This window comes from Streptomyces sp. CS113, from assembly GCF_002188365.1.
GTDB lineage: Bacteria > Actinomycetota > Actinomycetes > Streptomycetales > Streptomycetaceae > Streptomyces > Streptomyces tendae.
On record NZ_KZ195574.1, the window covers coordinates 7,409,732 to 7,432,210 of the forward strand.

Genomic DNA, 22,479 nt, shown 5'->3' on the forward strand with positions numbered 1-22,479 from the left:
GGGTGCGGAGGGGCGATTGCGAGGGTGCGACGGGGCGATGGTGTGGGTGCGGCGGGGCGATGGTGAGGGTGCGGAGGGCGAGGGAGCGGCCGACCGAGCCGCCCGCCCCCTGGCGAGCGCGGGAGTGGCGAGATCACCGAGACGCGGGTCCGGGTGGACTCGCGCCCCACGCGGCGGCGCACAGGGCGCGGTCGACCACCTCCGTGTAGACGGCCGCGCCCAGCCATGCCGTGGCGAAGCGCCCGGTGTCGGCCGGGAGCAGGCGGCCGAAGGGGTCGCGCGCCCGTTCCGCCGCCGCGGCGTGCAGCGCGGTGAGCAGCTCACCGGCGGTCCCGAGACCGTACCGGCGCAGGCGGGCGGCCTCGGACTCCTTGCTCCCGGGGAAGGCGAGCACGCGGCGGCCGCCGGACGCGGCCTGGTGGACCCGGCGCCGCAGCAGGTGCACGGGAGCCTCGTCGGGCGCGATCCCAGGCTGAATGGTGGGCGCGGGCCGGGCGTTGCCAGCGTCGCCCGAGGTGCCCGGGGCGCCCGAGGTGTCCGAGGTGCCCGGGGCGCCCGCCGTCGGATCCGCGGGCAGGTCCGCGCGACGGAGCCGGTCGAGACCGAGGTCGACGTGCGTGTCCGGATCGGTGGGGCGGCTCGCCGCCAGCAGTACCGCACGGGGCAGCGGGGCGGGCGTGAGCCGGGCGACCACGCGCAGCCGGGTGCCCGGGCCGCCCTCGCGGGCGAGGAGGGCGAGGAGCCGGAGGTTCTCCCGGTCGGGCAGCGCGGGGTCGTCGTGCGCGGCGGCGAGCCGGACCGTCAGACCGTCGCAGTCGGCGAGGAGACACTCGCCCGCCGCCTCGCGGACCGTGCCGACGAGTGTGACGTCGAGGAACAGCAGATCTTGTCCGTCCCGGCCGTCCTGCGCGGTGGGAACGCGGGTGCCGTCACCGGTGTCACGGGTGTCACGGGTGTCACGAGTGTCACCGGCGTCATCGCCGTCACCGGCTTTACCGCCCGGGTCGGTGTCCTTGGCCTTCGCCGTCGGCACGTCCAGGTCGCTCGCCAGGGCACGGGCGATCTGCTCGGCCACCGGCACCGCCCACAGTCGGTCGAGTGGCTCGGTGTGCCAGGAGGCGCCGGGCGCGCGCACGGCGCGTACGCCCGCCCCCGCGCCCAGGCGGCCCGTCGGGGAGACCGTGGCCCCGGACACGGCGAGTCCGGCGCGGGACAGTTCACGAGGGGTCAGCGAGGTGTCGCCGATGCGCACGGCCCGGTCCGCCGAGCCCACGGCCCGTTCCGCGCCGCCCGGGGCCACGTCCGGGACCGTGTAGAGCCGCCCCGCGGCATCGGCGGTCCAGGTCACGGTGCCCGCGTGTCCGGTCGACGTGAGGACCGGCTCGGCGAAGAGCCCGTACAGGCGCAGCGACCCGTCCGGCGTGTACGGCTGGCGTACCCTGCCGCGCAGCCCGGCCAGTTCCCGACCGGTGGCTCCCGGGAGGCGGTGCGCGAGGACCAGGACATCGCGCAGAGCCGTGGTGAGGTCGCCGAGGCGGTGGGCGGGGTCGGCGCCACGGGCCGCGCGCAGCGCCGTGACCACGGCGACGGCACGGCCGGCCGCGCGCGGGAGGCCGGCGAGTCGCGCGGTGTGCGCCGCCCGCAGCAGCTCCGCCTGAAGCACGGCCCCGGCTCCGTCGGCGCCCGCCTCCAGCACGGCTGCCGCAGCGTCGTGCAGGGCGACCGCGGCCGTGCGCTGGGTCGGGGTGGCCGTTTCGGGAGCGGGGTCGTCGGGGGCGAGGTCGTCGGAGGCGGTGCGGTCGTCGGTGGCAGCGGTCCCGGGGGCCGCAGGGGGAGCCGTGACCGGGACGGACGCCGGAGGCGCCGGACGCTTCGCTTCCGTGAGCGGTGGCTCCCCGGCCACCGGTTCCGGAATCTCGGCGATTGGCGCCGCCGACGCCGCGGCGGCCCGGTGCAGGCAGTCGGGGGCGAGCAGGCACCCGCAGCGGATCGCCTCGGCACGCGTCACGACCCCGTCGGGAGCGTGCAGTTCGAGGTCGGTGTCGTCGTCGACCGCGATGCGCACGAGGTCGCCGTCCCGGGCGACAGGCCGCCCGGCGAGCTTGGCGACACCCGCGTCCAGCCGCTTGCGCAGCCTGGGTGTCAGCGCCGCGACGAGCTGGGCGGTCACCGAGGGGTCGACCGGGGGGAGGAGCGGGCTCATGCGATCTTCTCCCCTACCCAGCGGGCGAGTTCGAGTGGACTGAGCGCGGCGACCGGCATGCCCGCGGCGACGAGCTGCCCCGCCACCCCGGTCGAGTACCGCGGGCGGCCCGCGTCGTCGAGGCTGGCACACCCCAGCACATGACAGCCGGACCCGACCAGGGCGCGGACCTCGGCGAGGAGTCCGCCCAGCGGATAGCCCTCCTCGAAGTCGCTGACGACGACCACGAGGGTGCGGGACGGCACGGTGACGAGCTCCCGGGCGTGCCGCAGCCCCGCGGCGATGTGCGTGCCGCCGCCCACGCTGACTTCGAGCAGCAGGGACAGCGGATCGTCGACGTGGTCGGTGAGGTCCATGACCTCCGTGGAGAAGGCCAGGAAATGCGTGGAGAGCGTGGGCACGCCCGCCAGCACCGATGCGGTGAGAGCGGCCCAGACCGTGGACGCCTCCATGGACCCCGACACGTCCGTCACCAGGATCAGCCGCCAGTCGGCGGACCTCTTGGCCCGGGTGCGGAAGACGGGGCGCTCCGGAAGGACCCGGACCGTGCCGTCCGGACCGCGGTGCGCCGACGCCAGGTTGGCCCGCAGCGTGCGGGGCAGATCCAGGCCGCCGCCCGGGCGGCGGCTCGGACGCGGCACGACGGTGCCGTGCAGCGCCGGGCGCAACCGGGTGGCCAACTCCCGGGTCAGCGCCTCGACCAGCCGCCGCACGAGCGGCCGGAGCGCGGCCAGCCGTGCCTCGGGCAGGCCTCCCGCATGCCGCAGCACGGTGCGCAGCAGGTCGACGGAGGGCCGCACGCTGTCCGGGTCCAGTTCGGCCAAGACGTCGGGCCGGCCCGACGCGGCCGCGGCCGCCAGGACCTCCTCGCGGATACCCGGCCCGAACAGCGCCGTCAGTTCCTCCGACCACTCCCGCACACTCGGATACGGGGCCTGCCGCCCGCCGCCCGAGCCGCCCCGGCCCGGGCCGGTCAGGTCGCCCCGGCTGCCCTCGCCCCGCCCGCTGCCGTACAGCTCGTCCAACGCGGTGGCCGGCGCGGCCGCCGCCGGAGACAGCCGGTCGGTACGTCGGCCGAGCACCAGCCGCCAGCGGTCGGCGGGGTCCAGGTGACGTTCCTCGGCGGGGAGGGACGCGGCGGCGGCACCTGCGGCTGTGGCTGCGGCTGCGGAAGTTGATGTGGCTGTGGCTGTGGCTGTGGCGTCGGGCGTGTCGGCCCGGTCGGCCTCGTCGCCTTCGTTCGCCTCTCCGGGCCGGTGGGTGCGGGGCTCGGCGGACTCGTGGGGCGTACGTGTGGGGACGGCGGGGGGCAGCAGCCGGAGACCGCCGAGGGTGGCCCGGGCCATGAGGTCCGCGCGGGTCCACAGGGCGAGCGCGACCGGATCCACCCCGCCCGTGTCGGCCGTCCGGTCGGTGCCCAGACGCTCCTCGACGACGGACAGGAGACGGTCGCGCGCGGCCGGGCTGAGTGTGTCGAAACCGCCGCGCAACGCCGGCAGCCGGTCCAGGAACTCCCGGTCGGCCAGCTCCGACACCCGGTCGAGGAGCGGCTCGAGCGCCGGGGCCGCCGACTCCAGCAGCGGACCCGCGGCCGTCAGCAGCCCCGCGAGCCGGGCGGTGAGCGCGGAGCGGGAAGCGGGGTCGCGGGCGGCGTCGACCCAGGACACGACGCGTTCGCCGAACACGCCGGGGTCCTCGTGCCCCAGGAGCACCCGGACGGCCCCGGCGGCGCCGCGCATCAGCGGGGACCCCTCATGGGCCAGCCGGGCCAGCGCGTCGGTCAGCCGGACGCCGCCGAGCACGTCGGCGCGGTGGGCGAGCTCCAGCAGGGCGTGCGCGTCGGCCGGGTCCTCGGCACCGCTGAGCCCGTCCACCTGGCGTACCGCCGCGGCGGTGAGCAGCGCGGCCACGGCGGTGGCCCGGGCCGCACGCTCCTCGTCGGCACCCAGCCCCGGGACATGCCCCGCCCGCAGCCGATCCAGAAGGCCCAGCCCGGTGAGGAGTTCGGGCAGCGCGGCGGCGCCCGGCAGCACCTCGGCGGTCTCCGTGAGGCGTGCGTCCGCGAGGTCCGGCAGGCCGCACTCGGCCGCCTGCCGGAGCCCGTCCAGGGTCTGCGCGGCGGTGGGGCCGCCCTCGTCCCGCTCCGTCCGCCACCGCTCGCGCAGCACCCCCTCGGCGGCCTGGGCGGGCGTGACACCGTGCACGCCGACCGCGGACAGCATCGCCTCGGTGGCCGGTGTCCAGCGCACCTCCCACCGTGTCGTCAACGTCTCGGCGCCGCCCGCACCGACGACGCCCCGCGCCTCGGCGTAGGGCACGCCGCAGACCGTCAGGCGGCGAAGCAACAGGTCGCGCGCACGGTCGAGGCCGGACCGCAGCGGGTCCAGACGCAGATCCCGCGCGGTCGGGACCGCGGCCGACGCGGTGGTGCCCGGCGCGCCGCCGCCCCGCGCGCCGCCGCCCCTCCTCGGCGCCGGCGCGCCGACCGGCCCCGGGCCGGGCAGCCCGAGAGCCGCCAACTCGGCCTCGACCGCCGGAGCGAGTCCGCTGCGCGGTGCGCCCGGGGCCGGGCGGCCGCTGCGCGCGCCGACGAGGACCTGTTCCATCGCCCTGGCGACGGCCCTCCCCCTGCCGTACGGCTCGCCCTGCGCGAGTACCGTCTGCACCGCCTCGACCAACTCGCCCCGGCCTGCCGCCGGCAGTCCGCGCAGCCGGGCCAGGTCCGAGGCCACCCGCACGATCTCGCGCGCGTCGGCGGGCCCCGACGGGTGCCCGAGGCCGCGCAACGCCGCACACACCCGTACGGCCGTGTGCGTCAACGCCTCCGCGAGCGCGGCCGGATCACCGGCCGCCCGCACCACCAGGTGCTGCCACTCGGGGTCCCGGATACCCGCCGGGTAGCCGGACCGCTCGTCCAGGAGGGCGTACGTGTACGGGATCAGGGACGTGACCCAGCCGGGCCGGTCGGCAGGGCCGGCACCGTCGCCGGAGTCGTCCCGTTCCGGTTCGGCCGCGGCTTGCGGGGAGACCAGTGCCGGAGCGTGGAAGGCGCCCACGACCAGGGCGGCCCGCGCACCGTCCGCGGTGGCGGCGGCCAGCCGGGAGCGCATCCACGCCTCGCGGCGCAGATCCAGGTCGGGTACGCCCACGGAGGCGACAGCCTCCTCGCGCAGGGCCCAGCCGGTCAGGAGCGCGGCGCGGCGCAACGACTCCGGCCCCGACCCCGGTGCCGCCGCCTCGACAAGGCGGTCCCACAGATCCTCGCCGGGACGGCCGGTGAGCCGCGCCCGCAGGACCGTGCCGAGCCGGGAACGGTCCGGCTCCGGCACGTCTGCGCCGGGGTGCGCGGTGGGTGCTTCCGGGCGGCGCCTCCCCTCCCGCCACGTCCGGTCGGCCAACGGCAGGTCGCAGGCGACGACCGGAACGCCCTGCCGGGCGGCCCAGCGCACGGCGGCCAGCTCCGGGGAGAAGTCCGCGAACGGATAGAAGGCCGTCCCCGCCCCCTCCTCCCGACTGGCCGCGGCCAGCGCGACCGGCGCCCGCGTCTCCTCGTGGCCCAGCCAGGGCAGCCATTCCTGCATCTCGGCGGGCAGCTCGACCAACAGGACGTCCGGCGCGGCCCGGTCGAGGAGCAGGGGCACGGCCGCGGCCAGGGACGGCGCGTGATGCCGTACGCCGATGAGGAACGGCACCCCGGGACCGGTGAGCGCCGCGACCGCCTGCTCCGCGGATGTGAACGCGGCGGGAGCGGAGGAGAGGGACGGGGAGCCGGGGGAGGGCGCGGTGCGGGACACGGCGGTCAGCCCTCCAGGACCGTGCGCAGGTCCCACAGGGTGCGCCAGGTGGCGGAACCCTGCTCGGCGCGCCGCCGGACCGGACCGTCCCAGTACCCGCGCAGCCGCGCCGCGTCGGCGGGGTCGTCCTTGCGGACCACGCCGAGCAGATGCCCCGGCAGCAGGCCCAGTACGTCGCGGTCCCCGGGGAAGTACGCCGCGGCCAGCCCCAGCGCGCCCGCGACCGACACGGCCTCCGCGGTGCTCATGACCGTGGAGGGGCGCTCGACCTCCCAGCCCTCCGCGGACCGGCCCTCGCGCAGGTCGCGGAAGGCGACGACCAGTGCCTCCAGGACCGCCTCGTCCACCTTGAAGGGCGCGCCGGCCCGTTCGACCGAGGCCCGTGCCTGGCTGCGGACCAGGGCCGTCTCGGCGTCGAGGTCCGGGATCGGGCCGACCGTCTCGAAGTTGAAGCGGCGCTTGAGGGCCGCGGACATCTCGGAGACGCCCTTGTCGCGCAGGTTGGCGGTGGCGATGAGGTTGAAACCGGGGGCGGCATGCGCCAGGGCGTCGTCGGTGCCGGAGAGTTCGGGAACGGCGATGCGCCGCTCGGAGAGCAGGGAGACCAGGGCGTCCTGCACCTCCGGCAGACAACGGGTCACCTCCTCGACGCGGGCGATGCCGCCCCTGGTCATCGCGGTCAGGACCGGGGAGGGCACGAGTGCGGTCCGGCTGGGCCCCTGGGCGAGCAGCAGCGCGTAGTTCCAGCCGTACTTGAGCTGGTCCTCGGTGGTGCCCGCCGTGCCCTGCACCACCAGGCCGCTGGTGCCGCACACGGCCGCCGACAGCAGTTCGGACAGCAGGGACTTGGCGGTGCCGGGCTCGCCGACGAGCAGCAGTCCGCGCTCCCCGGCGAGCGTGACGACGCACCGCTCGACCAGCGCCCGGTCACCCACGAACTTGCCCTCCACCACCAGCCGGCGCGGTACGCCCTCGGGTGCCTCGGCGCCCTCGGGCAGCCGCAGGGCACGGCCGTCGCTGCCCATGACGAAGGTGACCACGGCGCGGGGCGTGAGCCGCCAGGCGGGCGGGCGCGGACCGTCGTCGTAGGCGGCGAGGAAGGCCAGTTCGGATGCGTACCGGTCCTCGGGCGGCACGATCTGACGGGCGGTGTCCGGGGAGAGGGTGGTGGTCATCGACGGATCTTCCGGTCGGGTCGGGCAGTGGGCACTGGGTTCGCGAGCGGGGTCATCGGCGACGCCCCCCGCGGGTGGCGCGGGTGGTGAGTTCCTCATAGGCGGGCGCGTCCTGGGCCCGGACCCGCTCCCACGCGCGGGTGAACAACTCGGCCACCGGAACGAGCGGAACGGCCCGGAATCCCTCACCGACCGGGTAGAGGCCCTCCTTCCACGTCTCCACCGGCAGGGCGGGCGACTTGAGGTCGCGCCAGCCGCAGGGCAGGAACAGGGAACGGCCGGCCCGTGGCCGCTTCGCCTCGACGACCAGTCCCGTGGCGGCGAGTTCGGCGCGGGCCTTCTTCAGCCGAGCGGGCCGCCAGCCGGTCCAGCGGGCGCAGTTGCGGTCGGTCGGGTCGGGCAGGGCGAGCAGTTGCAGGTAGAGCGCCGCCGCGTCCTCGTCCAGGCCGTGGGCCGCCGCCACCTCGGTGACGAGCGCCGGAACACTGACCAGGGGGTCCTGGGCCGGCCCGGCGGGCCCTTCGGGATCCAGGCCCGCGTCGAGGGCACGCGCGAGTTCGTCCCCCAGGAGGGTGCGCAGCGCCCGCATCCCGCTGCCGCGCCAGGTACCCACCAGCCCTTCGAGCAGCCCGAACACGGCGTCGTCCGGGCCGGTGAGACCGGCCGGTCGCACCAGCACGGTCTCCCGGTCGCCGTGCCAGGGGCGCAGGACGAGGGCCTCACCGATTCGCGTCGAGCCGTCCGCGTCGGCGCCGCCCGCGGCGGGCAGTCCGTACGCCGTGCGCAGTTCGGCGGCGGTGGTGCCGCCCTTCTCCGTCCAGCCCACGTCCAGGTCGAGCAGCAGGCCCGGGTCGGCCAGGCGCCGGCGCAGCGCGGCCAGGCCCTGCGGCAGGGCCGCGCGCAGCGGGTGGCCGTGGGGGAGGGCGTAGGCGAGCGAGGCGAGCGTGTCGGCGGCGCCGCTCAGCGTGTGCCGGTGCGGCACCGCGGCGGGGTCCTCCGCGACCAGTCGGCCGTTCTTGTCCGGACGCTGGACCGTGGTGCGGCTCAGCCAGGGGGTGCGCGCCGGATTGAGCACCGCCTCGGCGGAGCCGACCGGCAGACCGTCGAGCGTGACGGCCAGGTCCTCGGGCAGACGGACCAGGGCGCCGAGGCGCTCGGCCCAGACCCGGCCCGCGGCATCCGTGTCCGGGCCCGCCGTCCACAGCTCGGCGGGATCGCCGGGCAGCAGGGCGCCGAGGAACGCCGCTCGGTCCGCGGCGGGGAGCGAGCTCAGCATGCGGTTGCCCGCGTCGAGTTGCCGGGGCCTGAGCCCGGCCGTGGTGAGGGCGTCGGCGCCGAGGCTCTCCGGCTGCCCGGCGAGGAGCACGGCGGCCTGGAGCGGACCGACGCCTCCCCGAGTCGCCGTGGCGAGCGCGGCGGGCGCCTCGGCCTGCCAGGGTGCGGCTCCCTTCTCCCGGACCAGCCGGGCGACCGCGGCGAGCGCGTCCGCCGGGAGCGCCGGTGCGTGCCGGGTCTCCTTCTCCAGCGTGAAGTGGGCGACGGCGCCGAAGACGCCCGCCGGATCGTGGTCGAGGGCGAGCCAGTTGACGCGGTCCCGGGCGGTGTCGACGTTCTGGCAGCCGAGGACGACGACGGTGCGGCCGTCCCGGCGCAGTACCTGACCCGCACGCTCCTGTTGCCGGTGCTTGTCGTGCGGCTCGCCCAGGACGATCTCACGCAGTCCGTCCCCGGGAGCGCCGAGCGGCCCCTCCGCGAGCGCCTCGAACAGCAGGAGCAGCGCCTCCCGTTCGGCCGCCGGCAGCGTCGGCACGGTGGCCCGGTAGGCCAGCGGCCCCAGCACGCCGAGCAGCCCCGGCCAGATCATGCCGATGCGGGGGACGGTGTACTCGTCACTGAGCCACCCGTCGCCGAGCGCCGACCGACGGGTGCGCTCGGACAGGCGCGCGCCGTCGGCCGGCTTGCCCGCAAGCACGTGGTTCACGGCACGGATCTGCCGGAGCGCGGTCCACTGGTCCTCGCCGCCCCACGACCCCCACATCCTTGTCAGACCGTCGGCGGCCGCGCGCAGGGTGCGGTCGTCACCGTGCCGGGGCCGGTAGTCCGCGAACATCCCCTCCGTCCGCTTGCGTTCCGGCTTCGGCTGGTCCACGGGTGGCGTGACGAAGCGGGCGACCGCGTCGGCGATCCGGACCGTGCTGCGGACCAAAGCCGCCACGCCCACGAGGAGCCGCTGGTCGGTGAGCCCGGGAAGCGCCCGGGCCGCGGCCCGCCGGACCACCTCTTCGGCGGACGGCACCACGGGCCCGTCCCCGGCGGCGGTCGGCGTGTCGGCTGCCGCGGGGTCGGGGTCCGTGCCGCGGTCACCGGCCGATTCGTCCGCGGCCTTCGCCGCGCTCAGCTGCGCCTGGCGCTCGGCCAGCGCCCGTGCCGCCTCCCGCAGCAGGTCGGCTGCCTCCTCGTCGGTGAAGGCACGCAGGACGGCCGAGGAACGCTCGTCCCGGGGCCGCAGCGCGTGCCAGCAGGAGACGGGCGGGACGAACGGCGTGCCCGCGGCGAACTCCCCGCCCCGCTCGTTCGGTGTCACGCGGCCGAGTACGCCCGCGTCACTGCCGTCGTCCGGCGCGAACAGGGCGACCTGGCGTCGCGTGCGGGCCACGACGGGCGCGGCGCCGCCGGGCAGGCGCAGCGCACCGAGCGGGGTGACGCGTTCGCCGGGCCGCAAGGACCGCAGCGTGACGGTCCGGCCGTCGGGTGTGCCGGCCGTGGTCAGCGTCTCGCCCGCCGCCTCCTCGGCGCGCACCCAGCGTCCCAGTACGGTGCCGTTGGTACCGAACGGGCTCTGCTCCAGGCCCGGTTGCATCGGCAGCACCTCGCACCGGTCCTGCATCAGCGTCGCGTCGTCGCCGATGCCGGAGCCGAGGAAGGCGGGCAGGGACGCGCGGCCGTGCGAGCCCGTCGCGGGGTCGTACTCCAGCCACACGTGCCGCCGCCCCTGCCTGCCCTGCCGCCAGTACGACGTGCCGTCGCCGATGACGGGCCTGCTCGCGGGCAGGACGGTGTCGCCGGCGTGCAACGTGCGCCCACCGGTGGCCCGGCCGCCGTCGGGCAGCGGGATGGACGGGACGACGTCGTCGTTGCGCCACCAGTGGGAGATCTGCTCACCGGTGAGGGTGAGGACCTCGGACGGGCGAGTGGACCAGTAGCCGCGCTGCTTGCCGTCCTGCCACCACACTACGAGCAGCTCCCCGTCCGTGTAGCGGAACTGCGGGCGCTGCCAGCGGTCCAGGTCGGCCGGCAGCCGCAGGTCGTGTTCGAGCAGGATCCGGTCGGGGCCGACGACGACCGCCTTGTGCCCGCGGCTGAGGATCAGGCAGGGCCAGGCCTCGTTCACGATCAGCGCGGTGTCGCGGTCCCTGCCCGTCCCGGGCCCGTTGCCCTTGCGGGCCCGGGTCTCGGCATCGAGCAGTCGCAGGGCCTCGTCGAGGGCGGGCCAGCCCAGTTCGTCGAGGATGCCGGCCCGCAGGGTGCGCCCGAGCAGTGGAGCCGCCGCGTACCCGGCGGCGCGGGCCACGGCCTCGGGATTGACCCGGGGAGCCACCGAACGGAAGGCGCTGAGCCGGTTCAGTGCCTCCTGGGCCCCGGGCAGGCCCACCGCGCCGGCCAGTTCACCGACGGCGCCGTCCAGCCACTCGCGCAGGACCCCGCTGAGGACGGGGTGGTCGGCGAGGTGGTCCAGTACCCGGCTCGACCGCCGTTCGTTTCCTGCGGCGCCGACCGCCCGCAGCAGCAGGGGGCGCAGCCGCGGGTCCGCCGCCACGGCGGCCAGGTCACGCCGCTCCGGATGACTGTCGCGCACCCAACGGTCCAGTCCGAGGTGGACCTCCGCGTCGGCAGCGGGCAGGGCGAGGGGGACTTCCTGCGCCGCGCACAGGTCGAGCAGGGAGATGTCGACGCCCACGTGCCGGCGGCCGGTGAACAGGACGACGGGCCGTCCGGCGGCGCGCAGCCCGGGAGCCATCCGTGCGACGAGGCCGAGCGTGGCGGGCGAGCTGTCGCAGACCGTGGCGCCCCGCTTGCGGTGGGCGGCCCAACGGCTCAGCCAGTCCGCGGCGTCGACACCGGCCGCGGCCTCGGTCGTCGCGTCGCGCCCGGCGGTCGTCGTGCCGCGCAAGGCAGCAGTCGCATCGCGCAAGGCAGCAGTCGCGTCGCGCCCGGCGGTCGTCGCGCCGTCCTCGCCGGTCAGCAGCCGGTCGGCACCGCACTCGGCCAGCAGGTCCAGCCAGAACTCGTCACTCTTGACGCTGTGGTCCAGTCCGGCCGGCATGATCTCCAGCAGGCGCTCCCGAACGGCGGGCCGCCGTTCGGCGAGGAGGCCCAGGGTCGCCCGGTAGGCGGTCCAGAAGGAGGCGGGCGCCCGGACGGCGGCGGGGGAGGCGACCAGGTCGGCGACGAGGTCGCATTCGGCCTCCACCCGGGGGAGCCCGGCCGCCTTGATCAGCACGCGCGCGTCCTGCGGCAGCGAGGCGTACGGCGGCATGCCGGCCGCACAGCGCTCCACGGCCAACTGCCGGAACTGGGCCCACGCCTCGGCGGCGTCCAGCCGGGCGGCCAGATCCTTCACGTGCTGCTTCAGCGCCTTGACCGTCAGCGCCCCGGCGAACGCGAACTCCAGGAACACGGCACGCTGCCGTTGCTCGTCGACGGCGAGCGCGTGCACCCGCTCGGCCTCCCGGGCCTTGCCGAAGAAGGCGGCGGCGTAGGTGGTGTTGTCGAACTGGAGGAAGATCCGCGCGGCCTGCTCGTAGAAGGTCGGCAGGAAGTGCGGCACGGCCCGGCCGAGCCGGTCACCGAGCTGCTCGAAGCCCTCCTTGGCGGTGCCGGGGCGGGACTTGGCCTGGCGCGCGAGCCGTTCCACGTCCTTGACCAGGGCCAGCGCGTGGTGCCCGTTGGCCGGGTCGTTGACCAGGGCCCAGGCGGGGAACCCGAGGGTCTCCCGCCTGACCTGCCCGACCTCGGGGGTCTGCGGGTCCCGCACGAGGCCGAGGAAGTCCAGGGCGAGGTCCTCGGCCTCTCCGAGGGTGCCGGGCACCAGCCGGACGACGCTGCGCTCGCCCAGCGCGGCATGGGTGTACGTACGGACGGTGAGGACGTCGGCGTCCTCGCGGCCGCTGCTGCCCGGCGGCAGGAGCGCACCGGCTTCGAGCAGGGCGGAGGCGGTGGCGTCGTCCGAGCCGGAGCCGGAGCCGGAGCCGGAGCCGGGACCGGTGCCGGTGCCCTCGTGCGCGCCGGTGGCGCCGTGCGGCGCGGTGGTGGTGTCCATGGCGCTCACGCGGCCCGCTCCTCGTCCTCGATGTCGCGACCGGCGTACAGCGCGGCAGCCATGCGCATGCCTTCCGACCAGGCCACCGGGCCGACCCGGCCCAGCTTCAGCACCCGTCCGGCGGCGTCCGTCCACATCAGGGGGCCGGTCTCCGTCTCCTCGTATCCGTCGTAGTCGCCGACCCAGACGCGGGCCTCCACGGCCCGGCCGTCCTCCCAGACGGAGCAGACGGCATATCCACCGCGTACACGGTGGCCGAGCTGGGTGACCCGGCCGTGCAGGAAGCGCAACTCCTTGAAGGCGCCGCCCGCGTACTCCTCGACGGAGGCGGCCTCGGCGTCGAGAGCGGCGGGGCGGTGCCACACCTCGCGGAAGAGCTGCTGGGCCCGCTGCTCGACGCCGAGTTCGACGGCGAACTCCCGCAGCTCCTCCAGGTCTTCGAGGAGCACGGGATGCGGGAGATGGACGAGGTCGGGGGCGATGCGCACCGTGTCGCCGTCGAGGTCGACGAGGCCGAGGCCGCGCTCGGGGTCGGCGTCCCGCAGGAAGCCCGCCACCTCGCCGTCGGCGCCGGTGACCACGAGGTCGCGCAGCGCGGACCGCCAGGCGGGGTCCGGCCACACCCGGGTGAGCACGGCGAGGGGCACGGGCAGCGACCGCACCATCCACCGCTCCACGTCGCTCAGACACTGGCGTTCGTGCCGCTCCAGCCACTCGACGAGCTGACGCAGTCCGACCACCGCGGGATCGTCCGCGAGTTTGGCCGGCACCGACTTCAGCCGCCGTCCTGCGGCGTTGCGGCACACCACCTTTCCGTCGTCCAGGGCGACCTCGTAGTCCCCGGCCGTCACCCACCCCATGAGTGCCTCCCCGCACCGCAGTGATCAAGTGCTGACGACTGTAGGCGAGCCCACTGACAACGCCGTCGGCGCGGGGACGCAGGGCGGGGGAGGGGCCGCGGGGTGGGCGGCCGGAGCGCCGTCAGTCGTCCAGACGGACCGGCATCAGCAGCGAGAACGCCGCCTCGTCGTCCGCCCGGCGGATCGCCAGCGGCGCGGTGGGGGCGGGCCCGAACTCCAGGACGAGCCGGTCCCGGCCCCCGGCGGCGAGCGCCTCCAGCAGGAACAGCCGGTCGACGCCGACGTGGTACCCGACCCCGTCCGTGCCCCTGTCTGTGTCCCCGGCCGTGTCGTCGTCCCGGCTCACGTCTCGACTCACGTCCCGGTTTCCGTCCGTGTCCCCCTCCGGGGCGCCGTCCCCGCAGACGAGCACCGTTCCGTCGTCCACCGTCGTCAGCACGCTGATGTCACGCGCGGACCGGCCGGGTTCGCGTTCCTCGGTCACCCGGACGGGACCGTTCTCCAACGCCTCCCGAAGCGCGGCCACGTCCACGACGACCCGCCGCCCGGGCGGCAGCTGGACGAGACGCCGGTAGTCGGGGAAGTCGTGGGCCAGGCGCTGCCCCGACGCCTGGCGCTCACCTACCTCCAGCGTCACGCGGTCGCCCTCCACGGCGAAGCGGGCCGGCTCGTCGCTCCCCAGCAGCGCGCGCATCGCGTCGACGAGCGGCGCGGGCACGACGACCTGTTCGCGCGACCCTCCGTGTCCGACGGCCTCGACACGCGCCACGGCCAGCCGGTACCGGTCGGTGGCCACGACGCGGAGCGCGTCGCCCTCGACGTCGAACAGGACCCCGCCGAGCATCGGCAGTTCGGGGTCCCGGCCGGTGGCGAAGCGGACCGCGTCGAGTGCGGCCGCCAGTGCGGGGGCGGGAAGGGACAGGTGGACGGTGCCGGTACGCGGCGAGGCAGTCATGGGACTCTCCCGGTGATCGAGTAGCGCTCGGAGCGTGGAGAACTCGCCGCGGGCCTCGGCCAGCCCCCGTTCGAGTCGGCGCAGGTGCGCCTGGAGAAGCCCGCGCACCAGGTCCGTGTCCTCGCCGGACCAGCCGGCCAGTACCAGCCGGATGTCCGCCAACGGCATGCCGGCCCGTCGCAGCCGGGCCAGCAGTCTGGCCTCGTCGAGCTGCTCGGGGGCGTACCAGCGGTAGCCGCTGGCCGGATCGACCCAGGCGGGTCCCAGCACACCGGCACGGTCGTAGAACCGCAGGGCGCTTACGCCCAGCCCGCTGTCGCGGGCCATCTCCCCGATGCTGCGCAACTCGTTCTCCACGTCCCGAACCCTGATCCCTTCACCAGGTCGAGGGTCAACCACGGGCCGACTCCCGCGACAGCCGGCCACCCGATCCATTCGTCCGGCGTGGTCCGTCCGTCCGGCACGGTCCGTCCGGCGTGGTCCGTCCGTCGGGCGCGGCCCGTCCGTTCGGCATGGCCCGTCCGTTCGGCACGGTCCGTCCGTCCGGCGCGGTCCATCCGTCGGGCGCGGCCCGTCCGTCCGTCCCACGCCCCGCCGTCTGTCATTCTTGCGCCGTGCACAAGCCCAGCGCCGTCACGCCGGACGCCCCGACACCGATAAGGCTGCCGCTCCTCACCCAGGAGTGGCTCGACCTCGCCTTCCTCCACTGGGCCGTCGAACCCGCCGCCGTGGCGGGCCTGATGCCGCGCGGCACCGTCCCCGACACGCACGACGGACTCACCTACGTCGGGCTCGTCGCCTTCCGGATGCACCGGGTCGGTTGGTTCCGGCTGCCGGGGATCCCGTACTTCGGCTCGTTCCCGGAGACCAATGTGCGGCTCTACAGCGTGGACGCGCACGGGCGGCGCGGTGTGGTCTTCCGGTCGATGGACGCCTCACGGCTGGTACCGGTGCTGCTGGGGCGGATCGGCTTCCGCCTGCCCTACCTGTGGTCCCGCATGGCCGTCCGGTCCGTGGGCGACACCGTGACGTACACCAGCTCACGCCGCTGGCCGGGACCGCGCGGCGCGCACAGCCGCATCACCCTGCGGACCGGCGAACGCATCCACGAGCCCACGCCCCTGGAGCACTTCCTCACCGCCCGCTGGGGCATGCACAACATGTCCTTCGGCGGGGCGGCCTACCTGCCCAACCACCATCCCCGCTGGCCCCTGCACCGCGCCCGGCTCCTCTCGTGCGACGAGGACCTGGTCGCGGGCGCCGGGATACCGGCCCCGACGGACGACCCGGTCAGCGTCCTGTACTCACCCGGAGTGCCGGTCCGCCTCGGACGTCCCGCCCGCCCGGCCCCGACCGTGGCTCTCGCCCCCTGACGTCGGGCAGGGTGCCCCGGCCCGGCGGGGGCCGGCTGAGCGGGCTGTCGGCGCCCCGGCCACCCGGCACGCACGCGTCCCGTGCTTCTCGTCTGCTGGGGCGTCTGCTGACGCATCTGCACTGCCGACAACAGTCAGATTTTTACGAGCAGTTGCACTGATCTGGATCTCGGAGCTGATCTGATTTCAGCGTACAGTGCGGGAACCAGCATCGTCATGCCGCAGATCCCTCATGTACCCGACCGGGCTGCCGAGGCGGACGCCCAGCAGCCGTGGCCGCTCCCGAAGACCCACAGGAGACCCGCATGCCGCTTCCCCCGCTGACACGACCCGCCACCGGCCTGCCCACCGGAGAAGCCAGCCGCCAGGCACACCAGCTGATACTCGCCGGACACGGCTCCGACGGGCAGCGCCGGCTCGCCGCGGGGCGGGTCCTGGTCGTCGGAGCGGACGAGATCGGCGCCCCGCTCATCGCTCACCTCGCCGACTCCGGCGTGGGCATGATCGGTGTCGCCGACGGCTCGCCCATGGACCCGTGGGACCGCTACCTCGGGCTGCCGGACGCGGAACCCGCGGACCGGGCCACGGCCTGGGTCCGCGCGCTCGGGCGCACCCATCCGGTCGTGCGCGCCGTGGCGGAGAGCTGGTTCGAGCTGCCCCGCGCGCGCCAACTGGTCCGGGACTACGACCTCGTGGTCTGCGCGGGGGAGGACCCGGCCCGCTGCCAGCTGGTCGACGATGTCTGCGCCGAGGCGGGCATCCCCTTCGTGTGGGGCTCCATGGGGGCCACCGGCGGGCGCGTCTCGGTCTTCTGGGACGGGCACGGCCCGGGCCTCAGGGACCTGTTCCCGAAGCCCCCCGCCCCCTACTTCCGGGGCGTCTCCGGTGCGCTGAAGGTGGTCGGTGCCTGGCTGGGGGTCGCCCTGGCCACCGAGGTGGTCAAGCTGCTCACCGGTCAGGGCGAGCCGCTGGTCGGTCGGGTGATGGAGTACGACGCCATGGCCGGCACGTGCGCGACCGTGCCGCTGCGCCCGCACGAGCGTGCCGCGCGCCCGGCCGAACCGACCGCCGCCGAGCCCTTCTTCGGACTGCTCTCGCCCGAGGCGACCGAGGCCGCGCGGGAGTCCACCATCTCCGTGGAGCAGCTGAAGGAACTGCTCGACGCGGACGAGCCGGTGCACGTCGTCGACGTTCGTGAGCCGGACGAGTACGCCTTCGCCCACCTGCCGGGCTCGGTGCTCGTCCCGCAGGGTGAGTTCCTGAACGGCGACGCCGCCGCACGGCTGCCCACGGACCGCAGGACCGTACTGCTGTGCCGGGCCGGCATCCGCTCCGCGGAGGTCCTCGCGGTGGTCAAGCGCAGCGGTCACCCGGACGCGGTCCACCTGGGCGGGGGCATTCTGTCCTGGGCGGAGCGGATCGACCCGGAGATGCCCACCTACTGAGGCATTCCCGGGGGCCCGGAGGCCGGCGACCCTCGTGCGGCTGACGTTGCTGCTCCCGGCGGGCGCGCCCACTTGAAGCCTCAGTCCATGGGGCTCGTAACGCAGTCGTAATCTTGCAATGTTGGGTCAAAATATTGCGTAGCTCTGTTCCGCGTCCTAATGTGACGCTCCGATCAGGGCAGTGCCCTGGGTGCCACCTCGGAGGAGCCGCAATGAAGCACCGCAACCTCGCGATCTTTCTGATCTCTTCAGGTCTTGTCCTGTCCGCCACGGCTTGCGGGGGTGACTCGGACAGCGAAGCCGACGGGGATGTCACGATCACCGTGGCGTGCCAGCCGGCGAAGACCGCGCCCAAGCAGCGCGAGGCTTGGGACGACGACGTCAAGGCCTTCGAGAAGGCGCACCCGGGCGTCAAGGTCAAGAGCACGGACCAGCAGCCGTGCTTCGACCCGAAGACCTTCGCCGCGAAGCTGGCCGGCGGTCAGATGGAGACGGTCTTCATGGCCCCTGTCACCAACTACGCCGATGTCATAGCCAAGAGACAGGCGAAGGACATCACCGCCTCCACGGACCTGGTGAAGAACTACGACGACATCCGGCAGGACGTCCGGGACATGCTCACCAAGGACGGCAAGGTCTACGGCGTCCCCAACGTCAGCTACACCGTCGGCCTGGTCTACAACCGCCAGCTCTTCGAGGAGGCCGGTCTCGACCCCAACACCCCGCCGAAGACCTGGGACGAGGTCCGCGCCGCGGCCAAGAAGATCGCGGACCTGGGTGACGGCTACGTCGGATACGGCGAGTACGGCGGCGGCAACGTCGGCGGCTGGCACTTCGCGCAGTCCATCTTCAGCCGCGGCGGCGAGATGGTCGTGGACGGCAAGGCGGCCTTCAACAGCGCCGAGGGCAAGGCGGTCCTGCAAACGCTGCACGACATGCGCTGGAAGGACGACAGCGTCGGCAAGAAGGTGCTGATCGGCTGGGAGGCACTGATGCAGCAGATGGCAGCCGGCAAGACGGGCATGATGCTCGGCGCCCCGGACGTGGTCACCGACATGGTGCAGAAGTTCCAGGGCGACAAGGCGGACTACGGCATCGCCCCCATCCCCGAGGGCAAGGCGTCGCTCACCGGTGGCGAGGCCTACATGATCAACCCGAAGGCGAGCGCCGCCGAGACCAAGGCCGGCTTGCAGTGGATCGACTTCCAGTTCAACACCCCGGGCAAGGGCCGGCACGACTACGCGCGCGGCAAGGCCAACGGTGAGGCCGTGGGTGTCCCGAACAACGACTACATGGGCGACTCGCCGGCCGGCCAGAAGATCTCCGAACTCCGCGAGGCCAGCGCGGTCCTGCCGGTCGGGTACTACGAGCCCTACGTCGAAGGGTCGAAGAACGTCGAGCTCAAGCTGGAGCCGGAGAAGGCGCAGGAGCTCTACGCGGTGCTGGACGTGGCCATGTCCGCGGTCCTGACCCGTGAGAACGCCGACGTCGACAAGCTGCTCGCCGACGCCGAGGGCAAGGCGAACACGATTCTGGCGAAGAGCTGACCGTCACGGCCCGCGGGTGCCGCATCCGTCCCCGACGGAAGGCGGCACCCCGACCCGCGACGCGGAACGGGAGATCACATGGACACATCCACCGTGCAGGCGAAACGGCCCACGGGGCCGCGACGCCGGCCACCCGCACGTCCCGCACGTCCCGCACGGTCCTCACGTCGGAGCAGGACTCTTCGCACCAACCTCACCGCCTACGGATTCCTGTGTGCGGCCCTGTTCTGCTTCGCGCTGTTCGCCTGGTGGCCGATCATCCGGCAGGTCGTGCTCAGCTTCCAGGAGACCAATCTGGTCGACGAGCCCACCTGGGTCGGCCTGGACAACTTCCGCACGGTGGTGGAGGACCCGGCGTTCGGCCAGGCCTGGAAGAACACCTTCGCCTTCACCTTCCTCGCCCTGCTGTGCGGCTACGTGATCCCGTTCGCGGTGGCGATCGTGCTCAACGAACTGCGGCACGCGCGCGGGTACCTGCGCTTCGTCGTGTACCTGCCGGTGATGCTGCCGCCGATCGTCTCGGTGCTGCTCTTCCGCTGGTTCTACGATCCCGGGCCCGGCCTGTTCAACCAGCTGCTCGACTTCGTCGGCCTGCCGGGCCTGTCCTGGCTGGACTCCACGGACACCGCGCTGATCTCCCTGGTGATCGTCTCCACCTGGATGAACATGGGCTCCGGGGTCCTGATCTATCTGGCCGCGCTCCAGAACATCCCCGGTGACCTTTACGAAGCGGCCGAACTCGACGGGGCCGGCATCTTCAGGCGGATCTGGAACGTCACCATCCCGCAGACCCGGCTGATCCTGCTGCTCATGCTGATGCTCCAGATCGTCGCCACCATGCAGGTGTTCATCGAGCCCTACATGCTCACCGGCGGCGGACCGGAGAACGCGACGGTCACCGTCGCCTTCCTGATGTACCAGTACGCCTTCGTCTACGGCGGCAACTACGGCGCCGGCAGCGCGCTCGGAGTGATGCTCATGATCGTTCTCCTTGCGGTCGCCGCAGTCCAGCTCCGGCTGACCCGCGACGAGAAGAGGTAGTCCCGTGGCCAACACAGTCGACATGACAGCGCACCCGGAAACCGCCGCGGACACCCGCGAGGTGACGCCGCCGTCCGCGCGCCGCCGGCGCAAGGGGCGCCGCGGCGCCTGGGCCGACGGCCACTCCCGCACCATCGTCTCGCCCCTGGAGCTCAAGTCCCGCTGGGGGAGCCGGATCTACTGGACCGTGCTCGCCACCGTCCTGACCGTGTTCACCCTCGTGTTCGTCTTCCCGCTGTACTGGATGGTCACGGGCGCGATGAAGTCGGGCGAGGAGATCGCCCAGATGCCCCCGACGCTGTGGCCGAAGGACCCGGACTTCTCGGTGTTCGCGGACGCGTGGGAGCTCTTCGACGTCGGGCTGCTCCTGAAGAACACGCTCTTCTACGCGGTCGGCGCCTGGCTGTTCGCCCTCGCGGTGGACGTGACGGCCGCGTACGCGCTGTCCAAGCTGCGCCCCATGTTCGGCAACGTGATCCTCGGGGCGATGCTCGCCACCCTGATGATCCCGCCGATCGTCGTCATGATCCCGGCGTACATCACCGTCACGGACGTGCCGATCTTCGGGTGGCATCTGCTCAACACCCCCTGGGCGATCTGGTTCCCGGTGGCGGCCAACGGGTTCAACATCTTCCTGCTCAAACGGTTCTTCGACTCGATTCCCGACGAGATCCTCGAAGCGGCGGAGATCGACGGGGTGCCGCCGTGGCGCGTACTGGTCTCGATCATCCTGCCGATCTCCCGGCCCATCCTCGGCGTGGTGTCCATCTTCACCATCGTGCTGGTCTTCAAGGACTTCGTCTGGCCGCTGCTCGTGCTGCCGGACAGCGAGAAGATGACGATCAGCGTGGGCCTTTCCCAGACCGCGGGCCAGGTGACGCAGAACCAGATCATGGCGGGTCTGGTGATGGCGAGCATTCCGATGATCATCGTGTTCTTCTTCTTCCAGCGGAGCATCATGGCGGGCCTCACCGCCGGCAGCCTCAAGGGCTGACCCGCACCCGGGCCCGTCACCTCCCCTTCGTTCCACCACCCAAAAGCGCTCCGCCGCCGGCCGGCACTTCCACGCCCCGTTCCGGCCGTCGGCGGAGTCCCACCTGCCCGAAAGGACCTCCCGTGGCAGCCGTGCACCCCTCCCGCACCCATGAATGGTGGCGTGACGCCGTCATCTACCAGGTCTATCCCCGCAGTTTCGCGGACGGCGACGGGGACGGCACCGGGGACCTCGCGGGTGTCCGCGCCAACCTGCCGTACCTCGCCCAGCTGGGCGTGGACGCCGTGTGGTTCACCCCGTGGTACTCCTCGCCGCTGGTCGACGGCGGCTACGACGTGGCCGACTACCGCACCATCGACCCGGCCTTCGGCACCCTCGACGACGCCGAGAAGCTGATCTCCGAGGCAGCCGAGCACGGCATCAAGGTCATCGTCGACATCGTGCCCAACCACGTCTCCGACCAGCACGCCTGGTTCCAGGCCGCCCTGGCCGCCGGGCCGGGAAGCCCGGAGCGCAAGCTGTTCCACTTCCGCCCCGGCCGCGGCGAGAACGGCGAACTCCCGCCGAACGACTGGCCCTCGCAGTTCGCCGGTGACACCTGGACCCGGGTGCCCGACGGAGAGTGGTACCTGCACCTGTTCACCCCCGAACAGCCCGACCTCAACTGGAACCACCCCGACGTCCGCCGCGAACACGAGGACGTGCTGCGCTTCTGGTTCGAGCGGGGCGTCGCCGGCGTCCGCATCGACTCCGCCGCCCTGCTGACCAAGCACCCGGACCTGCCCGACTTCACCGAGGGCGTCGACCCGCACCCCTACCTCGACCTGGACGAGATCCACGACATCTACCGCTCCTGGCGCGCGATCGCCGACGAGTACGGCGGCATCTTCGTCGGCGAGGTCTGGCTCCCCGACCCCGAGCGGTTCGCCCGCTACCTGCGCCCCGACGAGCTGCACACCGCCTTCAACTTCAACCTCCTCGCGTGCCCCTGGGACCCCGAGCGTCTGCGCCGCACCATCGACGACACCCTCGCCGAGCACGCCCCGGTGCAGGCCCCGGCGACCTGGGTGCTCTGCAACCACGACGTGACGCGCACGGTCACGCGCTACGGCCGCGAGGACAGCGCCTTCAACTTCGACACGAAGGCCTTCGGCACGTCCACCGACCTGGAGCTCGGCACCCGCCGCGCCCGCGCCGCCGCACTGCTCACGCTCGCCCTGCCCGGCTCGGTCTACCTCTACCAGGGCGAGGAACTGGGTCTGCCGGAGGCGGACATCCCCCTCGACCGCATCCAGGACCCGATGCACTTCCGCTCCGGCGGCACCGACCCGGGCCGCGACGGCTGCCGCGTCCCGCTGCCGTGGACGGCCGGCGAACCGCACAGTGGTTTCGGCGGTGCCGCGGAGCCCTGGCTGCCACAGCCCGCGTACTGGCCGCAGTACGCGGTGGACCGCCAGCTCGACGACCCCGACTCGATGCTCTCCCTGTACCGCACGGCACTGAGGCTCCGCCGCGACACCCCCGGGTTCGGTGACGGTCCGATGACCTGGCTCCCCTCCGACAACGGTGTCCTCGCCTTCGCCCGCACCGACGGACTGGTCTGTGTGGTGAACCTTCAGGACCAGCCCGTCGAACTGCCCGCCCACACCGAGCTGTTGCTTGCCAGCGCACAGCTCGACGCGGACGGACGGCTGCCGGGGGACACGGCGGTCTGGCTGCGCGGCTGACGAGCGGCCCCGGGCGGTGACCTGCCTCCTGCCCGGGTCCGACGC

12 protein-coding genes are annotated in these 22,479 nt (G+C 73.9%); 6 read left to right on the top strand and 6 right to left on the bottom strand.

Going from position 1 to position 22,479, the window contains the following annotated elements:
* Positions 1-133: 133 nt before the first annotated feature.
* From B9W62_RS33460 to B9W62_RS33485, 6 genes are all read right to left on the bottom strand, one after another.
* Positions 134-2,203 carry an SWIM zinc finger family protein gene (locus tag B9W62_RS33460; protein ID WP_087810658.1) on the bottom strand — a complete coding sequence of 690 codons (2,070 nt, stop codon included), beginning with the start codon at positions 2,201-2,203 and terminating at the stop codon, positions 134-136.
* Positions 2,200-5,997, bottom strand: a complete 3,798-nt coding sequence (locus B9W62_RS33465) for a vWA domain-containing protein (protein ID WP_087810659.1) — start codon at positions 5,995-5,997, stop codon at positions 2,200-2,202. Before B9W62_RS33465 ends, B9W62_RS33460 begins: the two co-directional genes overlap by 4 nt.
* A gap of 5 nt (positions 5,998-6,002) precedes the next feature.
* Positions 6,003-7,172 carry an ATP-binding protein gene (locus B9W62_RS33470; RefSeq protein ID WP_087810660.1) on the bottom strand — a complete coding sequence of 390 codons (1,170 nt, stop codon included), beginning with the start codon at positions 7,170-7,172 and terminating at the stop codon, positions 6,003-6,005.
* A gap of 52 nt (positions 7,173-7,224) precedes the next feature.
* Entirely contained in the window at positions 7,225-12,492 is a 5,268-nt protein-coding gene (locus tag B9W62_RS33475) for a hypothetical protein (protein WP_373433750.1), read from the bottom strand.
* 5 nt (positions 12,493-12,497) lie between these two features.
* Entirely contained in the window at positions 12,498-13,352 is an 855-nt protein-coding gene (locus tag B9W62_RS33480) for a DUF4132 domain-containing protein (protein WP_087810662.1), read from the bottom strand.
* A gap of 121 nt (positions 13,353-13,473) precedes the next feature.
* Entirely contained in the window at positions 13,474-14,664 is a 1,191-nt protein-coding gene (locus tag B9W62_RS33485) for a DNA polymerase III subunit beta family protein (protein WP_256976668.1), read from the bottom strand.
* A 257-nt stretch (positions 14,665-14,921) separates the two neighbouring features.
* Here B9W62_RS33485 and B9W62_RS33490 point away from each other — a divergent pair, with 257 nt between their 5' ends.
* From B9W62_RS33490 to B9W62_RS33515, 6 genes are all read left to right on the top strand, one after another.
* On the top strand, positions 14,922-15,680 hold the full coding sequence (locus B9W62_RS33490) for a YqjF family protein (protein WP_087810664.1): 759 nt from the start codon (positions 14,922-14,924) through the stop codon (positions 15,678-15,680).
* A 305-nt stretch (positions 15,681-15,985) separates the two neighbouring features.
* Complete coding sequence (locus tag B9W62_RS33495) at positions 15,986-17,125, top strand: ThiF family adenylyltransferase (protein WP_087810665.1); 1,140 nt, start codon at positions 15,986-15,988, stop codon at positions 17,123-17,125.
* A 212-nt stretch (positions 17,126-17,337) separates the two neighbouring features.
* Positions 17,338-18,672 (top strand): ABC transporter substrate-binding protein, encoded by a 1,335-nt coding sequence (locus B9W62_RS33500; protein WP_087810666.1) that lies wholly within the window; start codon positions 17,338-17,340, stop codon positions 18,670-18,672.
* 78 nt (positions 18,673-18,750) lie between these two features.
* The gene (locus B9W62_RS33505; protein ID WP_087810667.1) at positions 18,751-19,713 is read left to right on the top strand and encodes a carbohydrate ABC transporter permease; all 963 of its coding nucleotides are present in this window, start codon (positions 18,751-18,753) and stop codon (positions 19,711-19,713) included.
* 22 nt (positions 19,714-19,735) lie between these two features.
* On the top strand, positions 19,736-20,707 hold the full coding sequence (locus tag B9W62_RS33510; RefSeq protein ID WP_256976669.1) for a carbohydrate ABC transporter permease: 972 nt from the start codon (positions 19,736-19,738) through the stop codon (positions 20,705-20,707).
* A 122-nt stretch (positions 20,708-20,829) separates the two neighbouring features.
* Entirely contained in the window at positions 20,830-22,434 is a 1,605-nt protein-coding gene (locus B9W62_RS33515; protein ID WP_087810668.1) for a glycoside hydrolase family 13 protein, read from the top strand.
* Positions 22,435-22,479 lie beyond the last annotated feature (45 nt).

What these genes read in the sequence shown, in the direction of transcription:
- B9W62_RS33460 (WP_087810658.1), bottom strand. Translation starts at nt 2,203, where the DNA reads ATGAGCCCGCTCCTCCCCCCGGTCGACCCCTCGGTGACCGCCCAGCTC.
- B9W62_RS33470 (WP_087810660.1), bottom strand. Translation starts at nt 7,172, where the DNA reads ATGACCACCACCCTCTCCCCGGACACCGCCCGTCAGATCGTGCCGCCC.
- B9W62_RS33475 (WP_373433750.1), bottom strand. Translation starts at nt 12,492, where the DNA reads ATGGACACCACCACCGCGCCGCACGGCGCCACCGGCGCGCACGAGGGC.
- B9W62_RS33480 (WP_087810662.1), bottom strand. Translation starts at nt 13,352, where the DNA reads ATGGGGTGGGTGACGGCCGGGGACTACGAGGTCGCCCTGGACGACGGA.
- B9W62_RS33495 (WP_087810665.1), top strand. Translation starts at nt 15,986, where the DNA reads ATGCCGCTTCCCCCGCTGACACGACCCGCCACCGGCCTGCCCACCGGA.
- B9W62_RS33500 (WP_087810666.1), top strand. Translation starts at nt 17,338, where the DNA reads ATGAAGCACCGCAACCTCGCGATCTTTCTGATCTCTTCAGGTCTTGTC.
- B9W62_RS33505 (WP_087810667.1), top strand. Translation starts at nt 18,751, where the DNA reads ATGGACACATCCACCGTGCAGGCGAAACGGCCCACGGGGCCGCGACGC.
- B9W62_RS33510 (WP_256976669.1), top strand. Translation starts at nt 19,736, where the DNA reads ATGACAGCGCACCCGGAAACCGCCGCGGACACCCGCGAGGTGACGCCG.